This is a genomic window from Kitasatospora sp. NPDC127060, from assembly GCF_042724935.1.
Classification (GTDB): Bacteria; Actinomycetota; Actinomycetes; order Streptomycetales; family Streptomycetaceae; genus Kitasatospora.
Genome location: NZ_JBHXEG010000085.1, coordinates 20,482 through 37,908, shown reverse-complemented (window position 1 = coordinate 37,908; position 17,427 = coordinate 20,482). Strand labels below are relative to the sequence as shown.

Sequence of the window (17,427 nt, the reverse complement as noted above, 5' to 3'; positions counted from 1 at the left end):
ACCGATATATACACTCCCTAATTCGGCGGCAGCGTCATTTTTTTATAAGACACACCGTGGCGCGCTGGGTGACCGGCGCGCGGGGCCTGGTGGCCCGGCGCGCCGGTGTCGTCCTGACGGTGGCCGCGTTCGACGTCGCCGACGGCCGGGTGACCAGGATCTGGGCGGTCCGCAACCCGGAGAAGCTCCGCCGGTGGACGGACAGGGCCTGAGCCGCTACCCGGCCGCCTTCATGAACGATGTCCAGATCCGGCCCGGCAGTTCGGAGTCCGGGGTGTCCGGTGCCGCCCCGCCGACCCCCTCCAGCGAGAGCAGCTTCATGTCCTTGAGGTCCGCCCGGAAGACGGTGACCGCCGTCGACAGCTGCCCGTTGTAGCCGACGGTCCAGCCGGCGGTACGGTCCGGGGTGGTCCCGGGCTTGGCCGCCAGGCCGGGGCCGGCCGCCGCCAGGGACTGGGCGCTGCCACCGCGGACCGCGCCCTTGAGCGCCGTGTCCACGTCCGCCGCCACCGCCGCGGGCAGGGCCCGGACGGCGGTCGGCAGCCGCAGGTCGACCGCGGCGCCGTTGCGGGTGACGCCCAGCACCGAGTACGGGTCGGTGTGGCTGCCGCCGGCCGCGAAGGCGGCGTAGGCGTCGGCGGCGCGGATGGCGCTGGGCGTGGAGTTGCCCGTGCCGAAGGCGGGCACCAGCTCGCCCATGCTGTCGGGGAGCAGGCCGAGGGCGGCCGCGGTCTGCTGCACGTTGTCCAGGCCGACGTCCATGCCGAGTTGCATCATCGGCCCGTTGACGGACTGTTCGATCGCGCCGCGCAGGCTGACCCGGCCCCAGCTGCGCTTGCCGTCGTTGGCGGTCTTCACGATCTTCCCGTCCCGCCCCCAGTACGGGCCCTCCGGGGTCTGCACGTTGACCCCGTTGTCGCCGTCGTAGGTGGTGCCGGGCGTCACCGGGGTGCGGGGGCCGCCGCGCTGGTGCTGCACGCCCTGGCTGAGTCCGGCCGCGTACACCAGCGGGGTGAAGGCCGAACCCATCGGCACCGTCGAGGTGTTGGCGTTGTCGAAGCCCTGTTTGCGGTAGTCGGGGCCACCGTAGAGCGCGACGATCCGGCCGTCGAGGGCGACCGAGGCGGCGCCGACCTTGACCAGCTTGTCGGCCTCTCGCCCGTCCGGGTCGAGGCCCTTGGTGGCCTCCTGCACCGCCGCGGCCAGGGCGGTGACCCTGGGCTTCTCGAAGGTGGTGCGGATCTGGTAGCCGCCGAGGTCGAACTGGGCCGGGGAGATGTCGCTGTGGCTCTCCACGTAGCTCCGGGCGAGGTCCACCAGGTAGCCGACCTGGCCGCTCATCCCGGCCGCCTTGGGGGGCGTCCTCGGCTCCGGGAAGACGGTGTACTTGGCGCGCTCGGCGGCGGAGAGCTTTCCGGTGTCCACCATCCGGTCCAGGATCCAGGACCACCGGTCCTCGGCCCGCTGGTGGTTCTCGGGGCTCAGGGCCGGGTCGTACTGCCCGGCGCCCTTCAACAGGGCGGCCAGGAAGGCCCCTTCGCTGGGGTTCAGCTCCGAGACGTCCTTGCCGTAGTAGGCCGCCGCGGCGCGCTCGATGCCGTAACTGCCGCGCCCGAACCAGCTGGTGTTCAGGTAGCCGGCCAGGATGTCCTGCTTGCTCATCCGCTGGTCCAGCTTGATCGCGATGACCATCTCGCTGAGCTTGCGGGAGACGTCCTGGCGCTGGTTCAGGTAGATGTTCTTGACGTACTGCTGGGTGATGGTGGAGCCGCCCTGGGTGTCGCCCCCGGTGGCCATCGTGTAGACCGCGCGGCCGATGCCGGTGACGGAGATCCCCGGGTCGGAGTAGAAGGTCTCGTTCTCGGCCGACAGCACCGCCCAGCGCACCGACTCCGGCACCCGGTCCAGCGGCACCTCCTGCCGGTTGGTCTCGCCGCTCCGGGCCATCTCGGTGCCGTCCGCCCAGAAGTAGACGTTGTTCTGCTGGGTGGCGAAGGCGTTGAGGTCCTCCGGGACCTTGGTGGTGACGAAGAACCAGACCGACAGCCCGCTCAGCGTCACCGTCAGCAGTCCGGTCGTCAGCAGCAGCTGCCGCCAGGACGGCAGCCAGCGCCGGACCCCGCGCCGGCTGCCGCGCGGAGAGTCGATCCGCCGCAACGGACGCCATCGCCGTCGTCCGGCCTGCTGCTCCCCGGCGTCCCGGCCCCGCTGTTCCTCACCCTGCTCTTCCTCGCTCCGCTGTTCCCCGCCCTGCTGCTCCTCGGCGTCCCCACCCCGCTGTGCGCGCATCCGGTCTCCGATCTCCTGGGGCGACCCCCCTCCACCCACCTAGACGCCGGACCGGGCGTCCTTTGGCCGCGCAAAACCGGTGTGATCATGCTCATAGCGGGAAGGGGAACCGGATCGCGGGCCGCTCCAGGCCCGGGCACGGCGGCGTCCGACCTGCGGTCCGGCCCCGCACCCCTTGCGGCCTGCCGCCACAATGGCGCCATGAGGTTGATCCACACCGTGCTCGGCGTGCTGCTGCTCCTGCTCGTCATCGGCAGCATCCTGCGCACCCTGGTCGTCCCGCGCGGCCTCTACTCGGCCCTGGTGTTCCGGCTCTGGTCGGGGCTGCGCACCGCCCTGCGGCTGTGGGCCGCGCCGTTCGGCACCTACCGCGCGCAGGACCGCGCGCTGACCTGGCTGGCGCCGCTGGTGCTGCTCGGCATGCTCGGGGTGTGGCTCAGCGGGATGCTGGTCGCCTACACCCTGCTGCTGCACGGCACCTCTGACCTCAGCTGGTCGGTGGCCATCCGGGAGGCCGGGTCCAGCCTGTTCACCCTCGGGTACGCGAGCGGCGAGCGGCTCCAGCTGTCCGCGATCGACTTCCTGGCCGCCGCCAGCGGCCCACTGGTGATCGCCCTGCAGATCGCCTACCTGCCCACCCTGTACGCCGCCTACCAGCGACGCGAGACCGAGGTGACGCTGCTGCAGTCCCGGGCCGGCGAGCCCGCCTGGGGCCCCGAGCTGCTCGCCCGGCAGTCCCTGGTGGACACCGAGACCGCCCTCCCCCAGCTCTACCGGGACTGGGAGCGACTGGCCGCCGACATCGGCGAGAGCCACTCCAACTACCCGGTGCTGCTGGCCTTCCGCTCCCCGCAGCCCAACCGCAGCTGGGTGGTCGGCCTGATCGCGGTGATGGACGCCGCCGCCCTCCACCTCGCCCTCTGCCCGCGCTCGGCCCCGCCCGAGGCCCGGCTGGTGGTCCGGGCCGGCTTCACCGCGATGCGCGACATCGGCCGCGCGCTGCGCATCGACTTCGACGCCGACCCGGACCCGGAGACCCCGATCCGCCTCACCTACGCCGAGTACCTGGGCGCCGTCGCGATGATCACCGCGGCCGGCTTCCCGCGCGAGCGCCCGGTCGAGGACGCCTGGCGGCACTTCCGCGGCTGGCGGGTCAACTACGAGGCCCTGGCGTACGAATTGGCCCGCCGCAGCGACTCCGTCCCGGCCCTGTGGACCGGCCCGCGCGACTTCCGCGCCCCGGTCATCCCCCCGGCCCGCCCCACCGACCGCCGCCCGGAAGCCACCCGGCCCGGCCTGCCGCCGGGCTGACCGCTACCCGCCGCCGTCGGGCATCTGGCGGACGGTCGCGGGGCGGGCACGTCGGTGCCCGCCCCGCGACCTCCCTCACGCTCAGACCTCGCGCTCAGACCTCGCGCTCGGGCCCCGCGCTCAGACCTCGCGCTCGGGCCCCGCGCTCAGACGTCGCGCTCGGGCCCCGCGCTCAGGCCTCGATCTCAGACCGGGAGCTCACACCGCCACCGGCCCGCCGTGCGCCAGCGAGTGCTCGGCCGCGGCCAGGATCTCCACCACCCGCAGCCCGAAGTCCGCCCCGCAGGGGTGCGGCTCGCCCGAGGCGGCGGAGGCCAGCAGGGCGTCCACCGCCCGGTGCAGGGCGACGGTCGGGCCCTCGCCGCGCTCGGGAAGCTGGACCACCCCGTGCTCGCCGCGCAGCTCCATCGCGACCCCGCCGCCGGCCCGCGGGGCGGTCAGGCTGAGGGCGAGGGTGCTGGAGGCACCGCCGGCGTGCCGCAGCACCAGGTGCACCGTGTCCTGCGGCCCGGCGACCGCCGTGACCTGGACGGCGTCGCCCAGCACCGGCAGCAGCACGGACAGCGCGTGCGGGCCGACGTCCCACAGCGCGCCCTTGTCCCGGCGCCAGGGCGAGGCCGCGTACGGGCTGGTGCTGCCCGGCGCGAACACCGAGCCGAGCCAGTCGGAGCGGCCGGTGAACCAGCCGCCGAGCCCGGCCTGCCGCTCGATCCACGGGATCTGCTCGCCGCCGAAGCGGACGGTGAAGAACACCACCGAGGCGACGCCGTGCTCGCGAACGGCCCCGGCCACCGCGCGGGCCTCCGGCACGGTGAACGCGACCGGCTTGTCCAGCAGCAGGTGGCAGCCGGCCTCGGCGGCCCGCACCGCCAGCCCGGCCTGGACGGACGGCGGCAGCGCGACGGAGACGGCGTCGACCTCGGCCAGCAGCCGGTCGAGGTCGCCGTACCCGGGCACGCCGTGCGCGGAGCCGAGCGCCCCGGCCGCCTCCGCCCGGCGGCCCCAGACGCCGGTGAACTCCAGCCCCGGGTGCTCGGCCAGGACGGGTGCGTGCACCCGCTCCGCCCAGGTGCCGGTGCCCAGCAGTCCGATCCGCACGTCGTCTCTCCGTTCTTCCGGGGCGCGCCCGGCTCTTCTGGGGCGCGCGGCAGGATCCACCGGGCCGGGGCGGGTCAGCCCTGGACGCGGGCCAGGGTGAAGCCGTCGTAGCCCTTGCTGCCGACGGTCTGCACGGACGTCGCGCTGACCCTCGGCTCGGCGGCGATCAGCTCGTGCAGGGCGCGGGTGCCCAGCACCGCCGGGTCGGTGGAGGCCGCGTCGGCGACCGCGCCGCCGCGCACCACGTTGTCGACGATGATCAGCGAACCCGGCCGGGTCAGCTGGAGCGCCCGGCGGAAGTACTCGGGGTTGCTCGGCTTGTCGGCGTCGATGAACACCAGGTCGAAGGGGAGCTCGCCCTGCTCGACCAGCGCCGCCAGCGAGTCGGCGGCCCGGCCGGTCCGCACCTCGGCGACCTTCTCCAGCCCGGCGCGGGCCAGGTTGCCGCGCGCCACGTCGGCGTGCGCGGGATCGATCTCCAGCGAGATCAGGGTGCCGTCCGCGGGGAGGGCCCGGGCCAGCCAGATGGTGCTGTAGCCGCCGAGGGTGCCGATCTCCAGGATCCGCCGCGCCCCCTGGGTCAGCGCCAGCAGGTGCAGCAGCTTGCCCTGGTTGGGGGCGACCGCGATGTTCGGCAGCCCGGCGGCGTCGGCGTCGGCCGTGGCGGCCTCCAGCACCGGGTCGTGCCCGACCAGCTGGTCGGAGAAGTAGGCGTCCACCGCGTCCCAGGTCGCCTGCTGGTTCGGTTGGGTCATCGGGCCCTCCAGTGGTGCAAGATCGGCAGCTTTCGGCCGAATGCTACTCCGGGGGCCCGACGACGCCGGGGCGACTACTGGTTACGCTCCGTCACTCCGCGACGGTGGCGTTGGCGGCCGCGGCGGCCTTGGCCGCCTCCTCCGCCTCGATCTTCGCGTGGGTCTTGGCGGCCCGGCGCTTCATCACCCAGGCCGAGGTCGCGCCGATCACCACGGCCGCGGCCAGACCCGCCCAGGAGAACCGGGACAGCCACGGCTCGATGGCCTTGCCCACCTTGTAGACCAGCAGCGTGGTGCCGCCGGCCCAGACCACGCCGCCCAGCACGTTGGCGATCAGGAACTTCCAGTACGGCATCTTCAGCGCACCCGCCAGCGGACCGGCGAAGATGCGCAGCAGCGCGATGAAGCGGCCGAAGAAGACCGCCCACATGCCCCACTTCTGGAACGAGCGCTCGGCGGTGGCCAGGTGGGAGGGCCCGAAGTGCTTGGGGAACTTCCGCCCCAGCTTCTCGAAGAGCGGCTTGCCCCCCTTGCGGCCGATCGAGTAGCCGATCGAGTCGCCGATGATCGCACCCGCGATCGCGCAGAGCGCGATCCCCCACGGGCTCACCACCCCCTTGACGGCCATCAGGGACGCCGTGACCAGTGCGATCTCACCGGGCAGCGGGATGCCCAGGGACTCGATCCCGATGATCAGGCCGATCAGGGCGTACACCGCGGTCGGTGGGACGCTCTCGATCCAGGCGTCGATGTGCAAGGCCAGTACCTCCGTGGCAGGTCGGGGCGGGGCCGGCTCCCCGTGGAGCCGCACTCCCGTCCCGGCGGTCGTCCGATGGCGGCACCCGGGCCGCGTCCCCGGGGCGCAGCCTAACGTGCCGGGCGGCCTGTCCCCCCGGCCGATCACCCGTCGTTACGACGTACGCTCCCGCGCCAATAGTTCCAGGCCGACCGGCCTTTCTTCAAGATTGGGTAAAGCGCAGGGCGACGACGGACGGCCGCTGCTCGATCCACTGTCCGAGCGGCAGCAGCGCCCGCAGCAGGCCGCGCCCGCCCTCGGGGTAGACCTCGCGGACGTCGGTGACCGCCGGGTGCGCCTGCGCCAGTTTGCCGAGCTCGTTCGCGTCCATGCCGAAGGGCATCGGGGGCGCCTGGTAGTGGCGGTCCCGCAGCTTGCCCCGGACGGCCCGGCGGGCGGCCCAGCGCGGGACGGCGTCGAGCACCATCTCACCGCCGGGGAAGCGTTCGGCGCAGGCGGCGATCAGCTCCCGGACCTCGGTCGGCCGCAGGTACATCAGCAGCCCCTCGGCGGTGATCAGCACCCCGCGGTCCGGGTCCGGGTCGACCTCGTCCGCCCAGCGCAGGTCGGTGGCGGAGCAGGCCAGGATGCGGCGCCGGTCGTCCGGGGGCAGCAGCCGCTCGCGCAGCCGGGCCGTCTCGGGCAGGTCCACCGACAGCCAGTCGGCCCGGCCGTTGTCCACCCGCCAGGCCTGGGTCTCCAGGCCGTCCCCGAGCCCGACCACCGTGGCGCGCGGGTGCCGGTCCAGGAAGTCCGCCACCTCGCGGTCGAAGCAACCCGCCCGGAGCGCCTGCAACTGGCTCACCAGCGGTGCCCGCCCGAACCGCTCGGCGAACGGGAAGTCGATCCGCTCCACCAGCTCGACCGCCACCGGGTCGTGCAGCACCGTGTCCGGCCGCCTCGCCTCCAGCGCCCGGTGCCACAGGGTCCACAGCGCCGTCTCCGGCACCTGCCCCAACTCCGGCCGTTCCCCGCTGCCGCTCATTCGCTCACTCCTTCGGACGTGCACCACGCTCGGGCATGAACCCGCCGATTCTGGCACCCGCGCCGCATCCCCTTCTCCGGCGACGCGCCGCCCGCCGCCGGTGCCGGCGTCAGTGGCGGAACACTCCAAGATCGACTCGTGATCGTTGTGCCCGGTGGTGGCCACAGCCCCGCCCGGCGCTGTCCCAGACTGGCAGCACGCGACGGCCCGGCCGGTCGCCGCGTCCGCACTCTTCAGCCGACCCAAGGACTGCCACTGTGAGCGAGCGCGTTCTCATCCCCCGCAACCGGGGGTTCCTCTTCCTCGACTCCCACCCGGCGGGCTGCGAGCGGCTGGTGGCCGACATGTGGCGGGACTGCCCGGCCCCGGCCGAACTGCCGGACGGCGAAGGGCCGGTGGCCCTGATCATCGGCTCCTCGGCCGGGTACGGCCTGGCCGCGGCCGTCGCCGGGCTCAAGCGGGCCGGCATCCGCGGCGTGCTGGTCTGCTTCGAGAAGGCCCCCACCGAGCGCCGCACCGGCACGGCCGGCTGGTACCGCACCGCCGCCACCGCCGAACTCGCCCGCGCCGCCGGGCGGGACCTGGTCTTCCTCAACGGCGACGCGTTCTCCGACGCGATGAAGGACCAGGTCGCCGACCTGATCGAGCAGCGGTTCGGCGGCCGGCTGGACCACCTGGTCTACTCGGTGGCCGCCCCCCGGCGCACCGACCCCGACACCGGCGCCACGTACGCGTCCGTCCTCAAGCCGATCGGCCGGACCAACCGCACCAGGACGCTGGTCTTCGACGACCAGGGCCGTCCCGAGGTGCGCGAGGTCGAGACCCCGCAGGCCGAGGGCGACGACATCGAGCAGACCGTGGCCGTGATGGGCGGGACGGACTGGGAGCGCTGGATCGACCACCTGGCGGGGCGGGGACTGCTCGGCGAGGGCTTCACCACCGCCGCGCTCTCGTACATCGGCTCCCCGCTGACGGCGGCGATCTACCGCCAGGGCACCATCGGCGCGGCCAAGGCCCACCTGGAGGCCACCGCCCGCACCCTGGACGAGCGGCTCGGCGAGACGCTCGGCGGGCGGGCCGTCACCTCCGTCAACGGCGCCGCCGTCACCCAGTCCTCGACCGCCGTCCCCGGCATCGCCCTGTACACCGGGCTGCTGCGCGGCGTCCTCGGCGCGGGCATGGTCCCGCCGGTGCACCAGCTCGCCGCCCTGTGGGACCAGCTCACCGGCGCCGTTCCGCTCGTCCTGGACGACGAGGGCCGGGTCCGCCTGGACGGCTGGGAACTCGCCGACGGCGTCCAGGCCGCCGTCGCCGAACGCTGGGCGGCCGCCACCACCGACACCGTGGCCGACCTCGCCGACCTCGGCTGGTTCCACGCGGAGGTCCAGCGCCTGTACGGCTTCGCCGTCCCGGGCGTCGACTACACCGCTCCGGTGGCCACCGACGTCCCCTGGCCCGGCCCCGCCTCCTGAGACCGACCGGGCGTCAGCCGATGCTGAAGGCGCCGTCCGGTGGCGGCGGGGAGTCGGTGGCGTCGGCGTCGGTGACCGGGGCCGCCCGGCCGACCAGCGCGGCCAGTTCCTCGCCGTCGGTGAGCCGGGCCGGGAAGATGTCGCCCGCCAGCAGCCGGCTCAGCTCCGCCGCCGGCAGCGGCGCGGTGGAGCCGGCCAGCAGGATGTTGCCGTACCGGCGCCCGCGCAGCACCGGGGCCTCCGCCACCAGGCAGACGTACGGGAACACCGCCGCCACCGTGGCCGCCTGGGCCCGGGCGAAGGCCAGCGGCGGGCCGTCCGCCAGGTTGGCCGCGTAGCAGCCGCCCGGGCGCAGCGCGGCGGCGGCCAGCCGCAGGAACTCCACCGAGGTGAGGTGCGCGGGGGTGCGGGAGCCGTGGAACACGTCCGCGATCACCAGGTCCTGGGAGCCGGCCGGGGTGGTGGCCAGCGCCGCCCTGGCGTCGCCCACGGTCGCGGTGATGTCCGCGCCGGGACCCTGCCAGGGCAGTTGCCCGGCGACCAGGTCGAGCAGCGGCCCGTCCACCTCCACGACCCGCTGCCGCGAACCGGGCCGGGTCGCGGCCAGGTAGCGGGGCAGGGTGAGCGCGCCACCGCCCAGGTGCAGCGCGTCCAGCGGCCGACCGGGCGGGGCGAGGACGTCGGCCAGGTGGCCGAGCCGGCGGGTGTACTCGAACTCCAGGTGCGTCGGGTCGGCGAGGTCGACGTAGGACTGCGGGGTGCCGTCCAGGGTGAGCAGCCAGCCGCCGTCGCGGTCGATGTCCGGCATCAGCTTGGCGAAGCCGAGGTCGGTGCGCCGGCCGACCGGTACCGGCTCGTCCGGCCCCGGAGCCCGGTCATCCGGCCCCGGCAGCGGCTCGTCCGTCACGCGGGCTCCCCCACCGGGCGGACGTCCAGCTGGGCCGCGAGCCAGCGGTCCAGCTCGGCGAACACCTCGGTACGGGCCTTCTCGCCGGACAGCACCAGGTCGTGCATCCCGCCCTCGATCCGGACCACCGTCACGTGCCGGCCCAGCCGGGGCCCCTGCGCGGCGATGTCGTCGGCGCGCAGCACCCCGTCCGCGTGGTGCAGGGCGTTGTGCCACTTGGTGGTGGAGACCGACCTGGTCGAGGCCATCAGCAGCACCGGCACGTCGATCCCCAGGCCGTGCCGCAGCCGCCGGTGCCCCTGGTGGATCGCGGCCAGCCAGCCCGCGTACAACGGGAAGCCCTCGGCCGGCTTGAGCCTGAGGTCGAAGTCCCACTCGCCCTTGTGGTCCTTGTGCAGGCTGTGGGTGTAGTGCGGGTTGAGCGAGGAGGGCAGGATCCGGGTCGGCTTCGCCCGCCCGAGCGCCGTCACGACCGGCCCGCCGGCGGTGCGCACGGCCGCCCCGGCCGGCATCGACAGGAACGGACTGTTCAGGAACAGGCCGTCCACCAGCCCGCGCCCGGCCCGGCGTCCCGCCCACAGCGCGCCGACCAGCCCGCCGGTGGAGTGCCCGTTCAGCAGCAGCTGACGGTGGCCGTCCACCTCCCGGATGATCCGCACCGCCTCGTCGATCTCCTCGTCGTACTCGGCGAGGTCGCGGACGAAGTTCGGCGACTGGTGCGGGCGCAGCGAGCGGCCGTACTTGCGCAGGTCAAGGGCGTAGAAGGAGAACCCGAGCGCGGTGAAGTGGTCGGCCAGGTTGGTCTGGAAGAAGTAGTCGTTGTACCCGTGGACGTACAGCACCGCCCGCTCCGAGCCCGGCACCAGCCGCCGCACGAGCGTGGCGCAGACCGCCCCCTCGTCGTCGGGCCGCAGCGTCAGCTCGGCCGCCTCGTAGGGGGCACCCAGGATGTCTTCCCGAAACTCCATCTGCCGCCGCACCCGTTCCCTCTGCTCCGCCTGCCCCTGCTCGGCAGGTGTCCACCCGTTTCCGCCCCGACCATACCGGCCGGTAGGCCCACCCCGCGCGGCGGCGGGGTTCCGCCGCCCTCCGAGGCCCGGCGACGGCCTCCGGCAGCGCCCCGCCCTCCTCGTCCGCGCGGTCGGCGGCCCTCCTCGTCGCGGCTCCGTCGCGTACCCCGCCGGGGTAGCCGTCCACGCCTCCCGACCGCTTCTCGTGCGCCTCCTGTGCGCCGGTGGTCGTGTGGAACGCTTCCCGGACAGAGACGGCGAGTTGGGGAGTTTGCATGCAGCACGGGCATATCGATCCATCCCTGTACCGTTCGGCCGCCGAGGCGATCGCGGCACCGCCGGAGAAGCTGGCCTACGTGGCCGGGTTCGACCGGTCGGCCCGGCGGCCGGACGCCCTGCTCACCGTGGACACCGATCCGGCCTCGGCGAGCTACGGGAAGGTGCTGAACTTCGCCGAACTGCCGACGCTGGGCGACGAGTTGCACCACTTCGGATGGAACGCCTGCTCCAGCGCCCTGGCACACGCCTGCCACGAGAACCCGGAGCGGCGGTTCCTGCTGCTGCCGGGGCTGCGGTCCTCCCGGCTGCACGTGATGGACACCCGGCCGGATCCGGTCCGCCCCCGGCTGGTGAAGACGGTCGAGGCCAAGGAACTGGCGGCGAAGTCGGGTTACTCGCGGCCGCACACCCTGCACTGCGGCCCGGAGGGGGTCTTCCTGTCCTGCCTCGGCTCCGGCGACGGCGACGACGGGCCCGGCGGGGTCGCGCTGCTGGACCACACCACCTTCGAGGTGCTGCGCCCCTGGGAGACGGAGCGCGGGCCGCAGCACTTCGCGTACGACGTCTGGTGGCACCTCGGCACGGACGTCGGGGTGACCAGCGAGTGGGGCACCCCGTGGATGGTCGAGGACGGAGTGCTGCCGGAGCAGCTGCTCGCCCGCAGGTACGGACACGCGCTGCACTTCTGGGAGCTGGGCACCGGCCGGCACCTCCAGCGGGTCGACCTCGGCGACCAGTACCAGATGGTGCTGGAGCTGCGCCCGGCACACGACCCGCAGGCGGAGTGGGGATTCGCCGGGGTGGTGGTGAACGTGGAGGACCTCTCCTCCTCGGTCTGGCTCTGGTACCGGGAGGGCCCGGCGTTCACCGCCCGCAAGGTGATCGAGATCCCTGCCGAACCGGCCACCGCCGAGCGACTTCCGCCCGCGCTGCGACCGTTCGGGGCCGTCCCGCCGCTCGTCACCGACATCAACCTGTCGGTGGACGACCGCTGGCTGTACGTCTCGGCCTGGGGCACCGGCGAGTTGTTCCAGTACGACGTCTCGGACCCGTTCCACCCCCGGCTGGCCTCCTCCGTCCGCCTGGGCGGGATCGCCGCCCGGACACCGCACCCGGCCGAGCCGGGGCGGCCGTTGAGCGGGGCGCCGCAGATGGTGGAGATCAGCCGGGACGGGCGGCGGCTCTACGTCACCGACTCCCTCTACGGCGCCTGGGACGACCAGTTCTACCCGGACGGCATCGAGCCCTGGCTGGTCAAGCTGGACGCCGACCCGGTGGCCGGCGGGCTGAGCATCGACGAGCGGTTCTTCCCGCACGGCGCGGACTTCCGGGGCCTGCGCGTCCACCAGACCCGTCTGGCGGGCGGGGACGCCTCCTCGGACTCCTACTGCTACCGCTAGGGCCGGCCCTGATTGGGGCTAGCGGTAGACCACCCGGTCGAACCGCACGTGGTCCAACGGCAGCCCCACCGAGAGAAGTTGGGCACGCACCGAGGCGACCATCCCGGCCGGCCCGCTGACGCAGGCCAGGTGCCCGCGCCAGTCCCCGGCGCCCGCGACGACGTCGGCGAGCCGGCCGGCCGTGACCGGGGTCAGCGACAACCAGGGCTTGTGCAGGGAGAGTTCGGCGAGCGCCTGCCAGTCGTAGAGGTCGGCGCGGTCGCGCGCGCCGACGAACAGGTGCACCCGGCGGCCCGGCGGGCGGTGCAGGGCCTGCTGCTCGACGATGGCCTTCATCGGCGCGAGCCCGGTGCCGCCCGCGACGAGCAGCAGGTCGCGGGCGTCGCCCTCGGGCAGCAGGCTGCCGCGCGGCGGGCCGAGCCGCAGCCGGTCACCGACGGCGGTGCGCTCGACCAGCGCCGCGCTGACGCCGCGGGGCCCGGTGCGCCGCACGTGGAACTCCAACTCGTTGTCGCCGCGCGGGGCGCAGCCCATCGAGTACTGCCGCCAGGTGTGCGGCAGCGCCGGGTGTTCGACGGTGCCGTACTGGCCGGCCCGGTAGGGGTACGGCTCCCCGGTACGCACCCGCAGCACGGCGAGGTCGGGGCGGCGGCGCTGGTGGCCGGTCACCACGGCGTGCCAGTACGGTGGTTCGGTGAGCGCGGAGTCGGCGCCGGCGACCATGGCGCCGACGGCGAAGCGCAGCATCCGCACCCAGGCGGCGTCGAGTTCCTCGCTCCAGCGCTCACCGGCACGCTGCCGCAGAGCCGCGCGGAGGGCCTCCTCGAAGACCTCGTAGTGGACCGGCCGGACGCCCAGTTTTCGGTGATCCCGGCCGAGTTGGCGGAGCATCCGCGCCAGTTCGGCGGGCTGGTGCACGTGGTCGATCAGGTGGCGGAAGACGCGTTCCAGGTGGGCCTGCTGGAACTCCATCGAGGCAGGGAAGAGCGGTCGCAGGTACGGGCGGCGGCGGAACATGACCGCGTAGAGGTGGTCGATCAGCTCCGAGAGCGGGGCGACGGCCTGGAGGCCGCACCGGATCAGGTGCTGGTCCGCGGCGCCGTCGTAGCCCTCGCCGTCGGGGCCGGGGTCGGCCCCGGTGCCCGAATCGGAGCCCGACGGCGTTGCGGGGGCGAGGAGTTGGCGCCGCAGTCTCATCGCATGGTGGCGGGCGATCAGACGGTCGTACTCGGCGGTGGCGGTGGCGGCCGCGGTGGCCTGGCTGCTGTTGTCCATGACCTGCCCAGTCAACCGCCGGGCCGATGGACGGGAGAAGGGCCGATGGCCCCGGGCGGCCCCGGGACCATCGACCCCCGGCGCCCGCGGCGGGGCGGCAACCAGGCAGCCCGGCTACCGGCTCTGCTCGGAAGCCGCTCGTCCGGCCTGATCAACGAGGCGTACCGGCGGGTGCTGGACGGCGACGTCCGGTTCAGGTTCGTGATCGACGCCTCGACCATCTGACGCGCCGACCCGCGGAACCTCCGACGGCAGGCAGGCGGAACGCCCCGCGCACCCGGTGCTCTCCCACCACCGGTGCGCGGGGCGTTGCCGGTGACTCCCGGCGGACCCCTGTCCTCGGCCCCAGCCCTCAGGCCCCGGCCGTCTTGGCCCCGACCCCGGCCCGGCGCTCCGCGCGCCGGTCCTCCAGCCGCTGCCGCCCACGGCGCAGCGGCTGGTCGGGCAGCCACCCGAAGGTCAGACAGGCGCCCACGATCCCGAGCAGCATCCCGATCAGGAAGCCGCCCAGGTTGGAGGTCACCCAGCTGCCCAGCGAGGCGAGCACGGCGAGGATGGAGTAGAACAGCCGCTGGGTCGGGTTGAACAGGATCAGCAGGCCGCACAGCACCATCACCGACGGCACCAGGTAGCCTGCCAGGCCGACCAGCGAGATGTGCAGCAGGAGGGGCAGCGGGGCCCACAGGGTGAACAGGATCTCGGCACCGCCGAGCGTCACCAGCAGCCCGCCCCAGAACGGCCGTTTGCCCCGCCAGTCGCGTTTGGCCGGTCCCGCGGGGCTCGCGGGCGCGGCGGTCGCGGCGGCTCCGTCGGGAGCGGCGGCGGGGCCGGCGACGGAGGCGGCCGTCGCGGCGGGGGCGGCGGCCGTCCCCTCGGCCGTCACCTCCTCGGTCCGCGCGGTGGCGCCCTCGCCGGTCCCGGCCTGCTCCGGTACGGACTCCGTCATGCTCAGCAGCCCTTGGAGCTGAAGCTCAGCCGCAGGTTGGGCAGTTTGAACCCGACGGCGGTGCTCGCGTAGTTGTGCTGGTTGAGGTGGGTCAGCGTGACGTGGTCGGCCTGCTGGCCGAAGACGCCCCGGCCGCCCACCCCGACCGGGCCGGCCTTGGTGTAGGTGCTGGCGTCGCCGCCGATCTCGATGTTCTTGAACTCCGCGTCGCCGGACAGCAGATCGGAGTCGGTGGTGAGGTCGGAGGCGGCGACCGGGGTGCCCTGGTCGCCCGCGTGGATGACCAGGTTGACGCCGCCGAGGTCGACGCTCTGGCACAGGTTGGTGATCTCGGCGGTCTTGATCGCCGACACCGCCACCAGCACCTGACCGCCGGTGTGGCCCTGGTTGGGGCTGCCGGGGATCATGTGGTCGAGCGAGCCGAACTGGGCGAAGCCGTCGCCGTCGAGCTTGTCGGCGGTGATGGTGAACGGCATGCCGGAGATGGAGAACTGCGCGGCGAGCACGCCCTGGGCGGTGAGGGTCATCAGGATGCCCCCGACCGCGATGGCCGGTACGGCCATCAGGGCGGAACGCTTCATCCGGACCCGTCCTCTTCTGGTCCCGGTCGGCGTCTGCGGGGTTTCCGCCGCGGCGGCGGCTTCCTCGGACATGGCCATGTGTGCTCCCTGTGGACGGATTGGGTGTGCAGGCACTGGCACGTTGCCCTGGCGCGGACAGCGTTCCGCGCTCCGACCGGGCCGTCCGCCCCTCGGCAGCGGGGCGGACCCGGTCGGAGCGCGTGGAGTAACTGGGAAGCTACTGCCCGGTATTCGCCGGGTCAATACAGGTGCACGAAGGATCTTCACCAATCCTCGGCCCGAGCCGCCGGGCCGCCTCGGCCGGCCCGAGGAACGGCGCGAGGCAGAACATGCTCAACACCGGTAGCAGTTCCGGCAGTTGATCACTGCACCCGGAGGAGATCCGGCGGTACACCGCACTGTAGACGCCGCCCACCACCGCGTCGGTCATCTCCTGCACCCCTACACCGCCCGGCAGTTGGGGCACATCGGCGAAGAACGCGCGGAACCTGGTGAGGAGTTGGTCCCGCTCACGACGCCCGGACGGTCCGACCGCCTCGATCTCGATCACCGCCATGGTCGCGAAGGACGGTGTCCCGGCGAGGAGTTGGAGCATCGCCCCGAGCGCCTGCCGGATCCCGGCGCACCAATCGGATTCGGCCGCGAAGGCCGCCGCCATCCGCCGGAGCACCACGCCCGTCCCGTACCGGTACGCGGCCAGGAAGGCGTCCTCCTTGCCGCTGAACAGCTCGTAGAAGACCGGCCTGGTCACGCCCGCCGCGCGGCAGATGTCGCTCACCGTCGCGTGCCGGTAGCCGCGTTCGGCCACCGTTTGGACCAACGCGTCCAGCAGCCGCTCGCGCTGGGTCGCGGCGACCACTCCGGCGGGCAGCCGGCGCGGACCCGGCTTGATCGACCTGGCCGGATCCCGGCCGGTCCGGGCGCCCGGCAGAAGGACCACGTCGGCACTCCGAAGGTGTTTGGTATCCATCACCAACTCCTGTGTCCTGTATTGACATTGACGGAACGCCGGGTTTACAACACTGCCAGGTTTCCAACCGGTCGTGCGCAGGCCACCACCGGTGGAAACCAGGGGCTCCGACGGCCCCGGGCGAGCCGCCCGGGCCACCGGACCAGGGCGGATCCGGGTCCGCGGCGGTGGCAGCCGCCCGTGCACCCGCACCACCGCACGTCCGCACGGCTCGCACCGTGCCACCGGGCACCGAACCGCACCCTCCGGCCCCGCCGGGTACCGAACTGCCGTACCCGGCACCGCCGTACGAGCCCCTCGCACGATGTACCACGCACGACGTACCACGCACCACCACCATGCACCACACCGCTGCACGGTTACGCCGCAGCACCGTTACACCGCTGCACCGCCGCACCGCCGCACCGCCGCACGAACACCGCCGTACCGCGCGAGCGGGCCCGTGGCGCCGGGCCCGCCCGCACCCACGGTCCGGCGGGGCTCCCGGTACGCCATGCACCGCCCCCGTCGTGCACACCACCACACCGGCACACGGGGATTCCCCCACCCGTCCCTCCGGACGGAGAGAGGCCCCCTCATGCGCATCCGTCGCACCTTCGCAGCCGCATCCCTCGCCGCCGTCGCCCTCACCGGCGCCGCGGTCGCACCGGCCCAGGCCAGTGCCGCCGCCGTTCTGACCCAGGGCAGCGCGTCCGGCCCGGCCATCGCCGTCGGCGACACCCTGGTCGCCAACCTGGCCTCCGGCACCGCCGCCACCTTCACCGACGGCCCCGGCAGCACCAACGGGGTCAGCTGTGCCACCTCCTCGTTCTCCGCGACCGTGACGTCCAACCCGGCCGCCCCCGGCAGCGCGACCGAGCAGCTCGACAGCCAGTCCTTCGACTCCTGCACCTCCAGCGTCTTCGGCGTCATGAGCGTGCAGAGCGTCACCGCCACCAGCCTGCCGTACACCAACACCGTCACCTCGGGCTCCGGCACCAACGTCTCGCTCAACGGCACCAGCGCCGGCCCGGTGGGCATCACGGTGGTCCTCAACACCCTCCTGGGCACCGTGAACTGCGTCTACCAGAGCCCCAGCGGCATCACCGGCTCCACCTCGAACAGCAACAACAGCATCACCTTCTCCGACCAGGCCGCCAACCTGGTCTCCGGTCCGGGCCTGTGCTTCTCCACCGGCTACTTCAGCGCCAGCTACGGCCCGGTCACCGACACCTCGGCCGCCGGCAGCCCGGTCCTGTACGTCAACTGACGCCCCGGTCCGGCCGATCCACGCGAGCGGCGTACGGTGGGCGGCTGCCCTCCGTACGCCGCTCCACCGCGCCGGCCGATCCCCCGGGACAAGCAAGTGACCGG

At 73.6% G+C, this 17,427-nt stretch carries 16 protein-coding genes and 1 pseudogene; 6 read left to right on the top strand and 11 right to left on the bottom strand.

Annotation, left to right across the window (positions count from 1 at the left end; all coding sequences use genetic code 11):
• Nucleotides 1-212: pseudogene (locus tag ACFWIS_RS33480) on the top strand (hypothetical protein); the annotation flags it as partial.
• Nucleotides 213-216: 4 nt separating this feature from the next.
• Here the strand turns inward: ACFWIS_RS33480 and ACFWIS_RS33475 are convergent.
• Nucleotides 217-2,289: a transglycosylase domain-containing protein gene (locus ACFWIS_RS33475; RefSeq protein ID WP_380457357.1), complete on the bottom strand. Its 2,073-nt coding sequence runs from the start codon at nucleotides 2,287-2,289 to the stop codon at nucleotides 217-219.
• 201 nt (nucleotides 2,290-2,490) lie between these two features.
• On the opposite strand from ACFWIS_RS33475, the gene ACFWIS_RS33470 reads away from it, so the two are divergent.
• Nucleotides 2,491-3,600 (top strand): hypothetical protein, encoded by a 1,110-nt coding sequence (locus ACFWIS_RS33470; RefSeq protein WP_380457355.1) that lies wholly within the window; start codon nucleotides 2,491-2,493, stop codon nucleotides 3,598-3,600.
• Between the two features lie 198 nt (nucleotides 3,601-3,798).
• Here the strand turns inward: ACFWIS_RS33470 and ACFWIS_RS33465 are convergent, their stop codons facing one another.
• The 4 genes from ACFWIS_RS33465 to ACFWIS_RS33450 all read right to left on the bottom strand — a co-directional run bounded on the left by ACFWIS_RS33465 (nucleotide 3,799) and on the right by ACFWIS_RS33450 (nucleotide 7,234).
• A complete protein-coding gene (locus ACFWIS_RS33465) occupies nucleotides 3,799-4,698 on the bottom strand; it encodes a Gfo/Idh/MocA family protein (RefSeq protein ID WP_380455122.1) in 900 nt (299 codons plus the stop codon).
• A gap of 74 nt (nucleotides 4,699-4,772) precedes the next feature.
• Complete coding sequence (locus ACFWIS_RS33460) at nucleotides 4,773-5,453, bottom strand: O-methyltransferase (protein ID WP_380455121.1); 681 nt, start codon at nucleotides 5,451-5,453, stop codon at nucleotides 4,773-4,775.
• Nucleotides 5,454-5,544: 91 nt separating this feature from the next.
• Nucleotides 5,545-6,210, bottom strand: coding sequence for a DedA family protein (locus ACFWIS_RS33455; protein ID WP_380455119.1), 666 nt, complete (start codon nucleotides 6,208-6,210; stop codon nucleotides 5,545-5,547).
• A gap of 202 nt (nucleotides 6,211-6,412) precedes the next feature.
• Nucleotides 6,413-7,234 (bottom strand): class I SAM-dependent methyltransferase, encoded by an 822-nt coding sequence (locus ACFWIS_RS33450; protein WP_380455117.1) that lies wholly within the window; start codon nucleotides 7,232-7,234, stop codon nucleotides 6,413-6,415.
• A gap of 257 nt (nucleotides 7,235-7,491) precedes the next feature.
• On the opposite strand from ACFWIS_RS33450, the gene fabV reads away from it, so the two are divergent.
• Entirely contained in the window at nucleotides 7,492-8,706 is a 1,215-nt protein-coding gene (gene fabV / locus ACFWIS_RS33445; protein WP_380455115.1) for an enoyl-[acyl-carrier-protein] reductase FabV, read from the top strand.
• A gap of 13 nt (nucleotides 8,707-8,719) precedes the next feature.
• Here fabV and ACFWIS_RS33440 read toward each other — a convergent pair whose 3' ends face one another.
• Nucleotides 8,720-9,514 carry a spermidine synthase gene (locus ACFWIS_RS33440; protein WP_380455131.1) on the bottom strand — a complete coding sequence of 265 codons (795 nt, stop codon included), beginning with the start codon at nucleotides 9,512-9,514 and terminating at the stop codon, nucleotides 8,720-8,722.
• Between the two features lie 95 nt (nucleotides 9,515-9,609).
• A complete protein-coding gene (locus ACFWIS_RS33435; protein WP_380455113.1) occupies nucleotides 9,610-10,581 on the bottom strand; it encodes an alpha/beta hydrolase in 972 nt (323 codons plus the stop codon).
• Nucleotides 10,582-10,898: 317 nt separating this feature from the next.
• Here ACFWIS_RS33435 and ACFWIS_RS33430 point away from each other — a divergent pair, with 317 nt between their 5' ends.
• Nucleotides 10,899-12,302: a selenium-binding protein SBP56-related protein gene (locus ACFWIS_RS33430; protein ID WP_380455111.1), complete on the top strand. Its 1,404-nt coding sequence runs from the start codon at nucleotides 10,899-10,901 to the stop codon at nucleotides 12,300-12,302.
• Nucleotides 12,303-12,320: 18 nt separating this feature from the next.
• On the opposite strand, the gene ACFWIS_RS33425 is transcribed toward ACFWIS_RS33430, so the two are convergent.
• Nucleotides 12,321-13,577, bottom strand: a complete 1,257-nt coding sequence (locus ACFWIS_RS33425; RefSeq protein ID WP_380455109.1) for a globin domain-containing protein — start codon at nucleotides 13,575-13,577, stop codon at nucleotides 12,321-12,323.
• A gap of 45 nt (nucleotides 13,578-13,622) precedes the next feature.
• Here ACFWIS_RS33425 and ACFWIS_RS33420 point away from each other — a divergent pair, with 45 nt between their 5' ends.
• Nucleotides 13,623-13,802 carry a hypothetical protein gene (locus ACFWIS_RS33420; RefSeq protein WP_380455107.1) on the top strand — a complete coding sequence of 60 codons (180 nt, stop codon included), beginning with the start codon at nucleotides 13,623-13,625 and terminating at the stop codon, nucleotides 13,800-13,802.
• 127 nt (nucleotides 13,803-13,929) lie between these two features.
• Here the strand turns inward: ACFWIS_RS33420 and ACFWIS_RS33415 are convergent, their stop codons facing one another.
• The 3 genes from ACFWIS_RS33415 to ACFWIS_RS33405 all read right to left on the bottom strand — a co-directional run bounded on the left by ACFWIS_RS33415 (nucleotide 13,930) and on the right by ACFWIS_RS33405 (nucleotide 16,044).
• Nucleotides 13,930-14,460, bottom strand: a complete 531-nt coding sequence (locus ACFWIS_RS33415) for a DUF6114 domain-containing protein (RefSeq protein ID WP_380455129.1) — start codon at nucleotides 14,458-14,460, stop codon at nucleotides 13,930-13,932.
• 65 nt (nucleotides 14,461-14,525) lie between these two features.
• On the bottom strand, nucleotides 14,526-15,182 hold the full coding sequence (locus ACFWIS_RS33410) for a DUF6230 family protein (RefSeq protein ID WP_380455105.1): 657 nt from the start codon (nucleotides 15,180-15,182) through the stop codon (nucleotides 14,526-14,528).
• A 139-nt stretch (nucleotides 15,183-15,321) separates the two neighbouring features.
• A complete protein-coding gene (locus ACFWIS_RS33405; protein ID WP_380524175.1) occupies nucleotides 15,322-16,044 on the bottom strand; it encodes a TetR/AcrR family transcriptional regulator in 723 nt (240 codons plus the stop codon).
• A gap of 607 nt (nucleotides 16,045-16,651) precedes the next feature.
• Here ACFWIS_RS33405 and ACFWIS_RS33400 point away from each other — a divergent pair.
• On the top strand, nucleotides 16,652-17,323 hold the full coding sequence (locus ACFWIS_RS33400) for a Tat pathway signal sequence domain protein (RefSeq protein WP_380455101.1): 672 nt from the start codon (nucleotides 16,652-16,654) through the stop codon (nucleotides 17,321-17,323).
• Nucleotides 17,324-17,427: the final 104 nt, after the last annotated feature.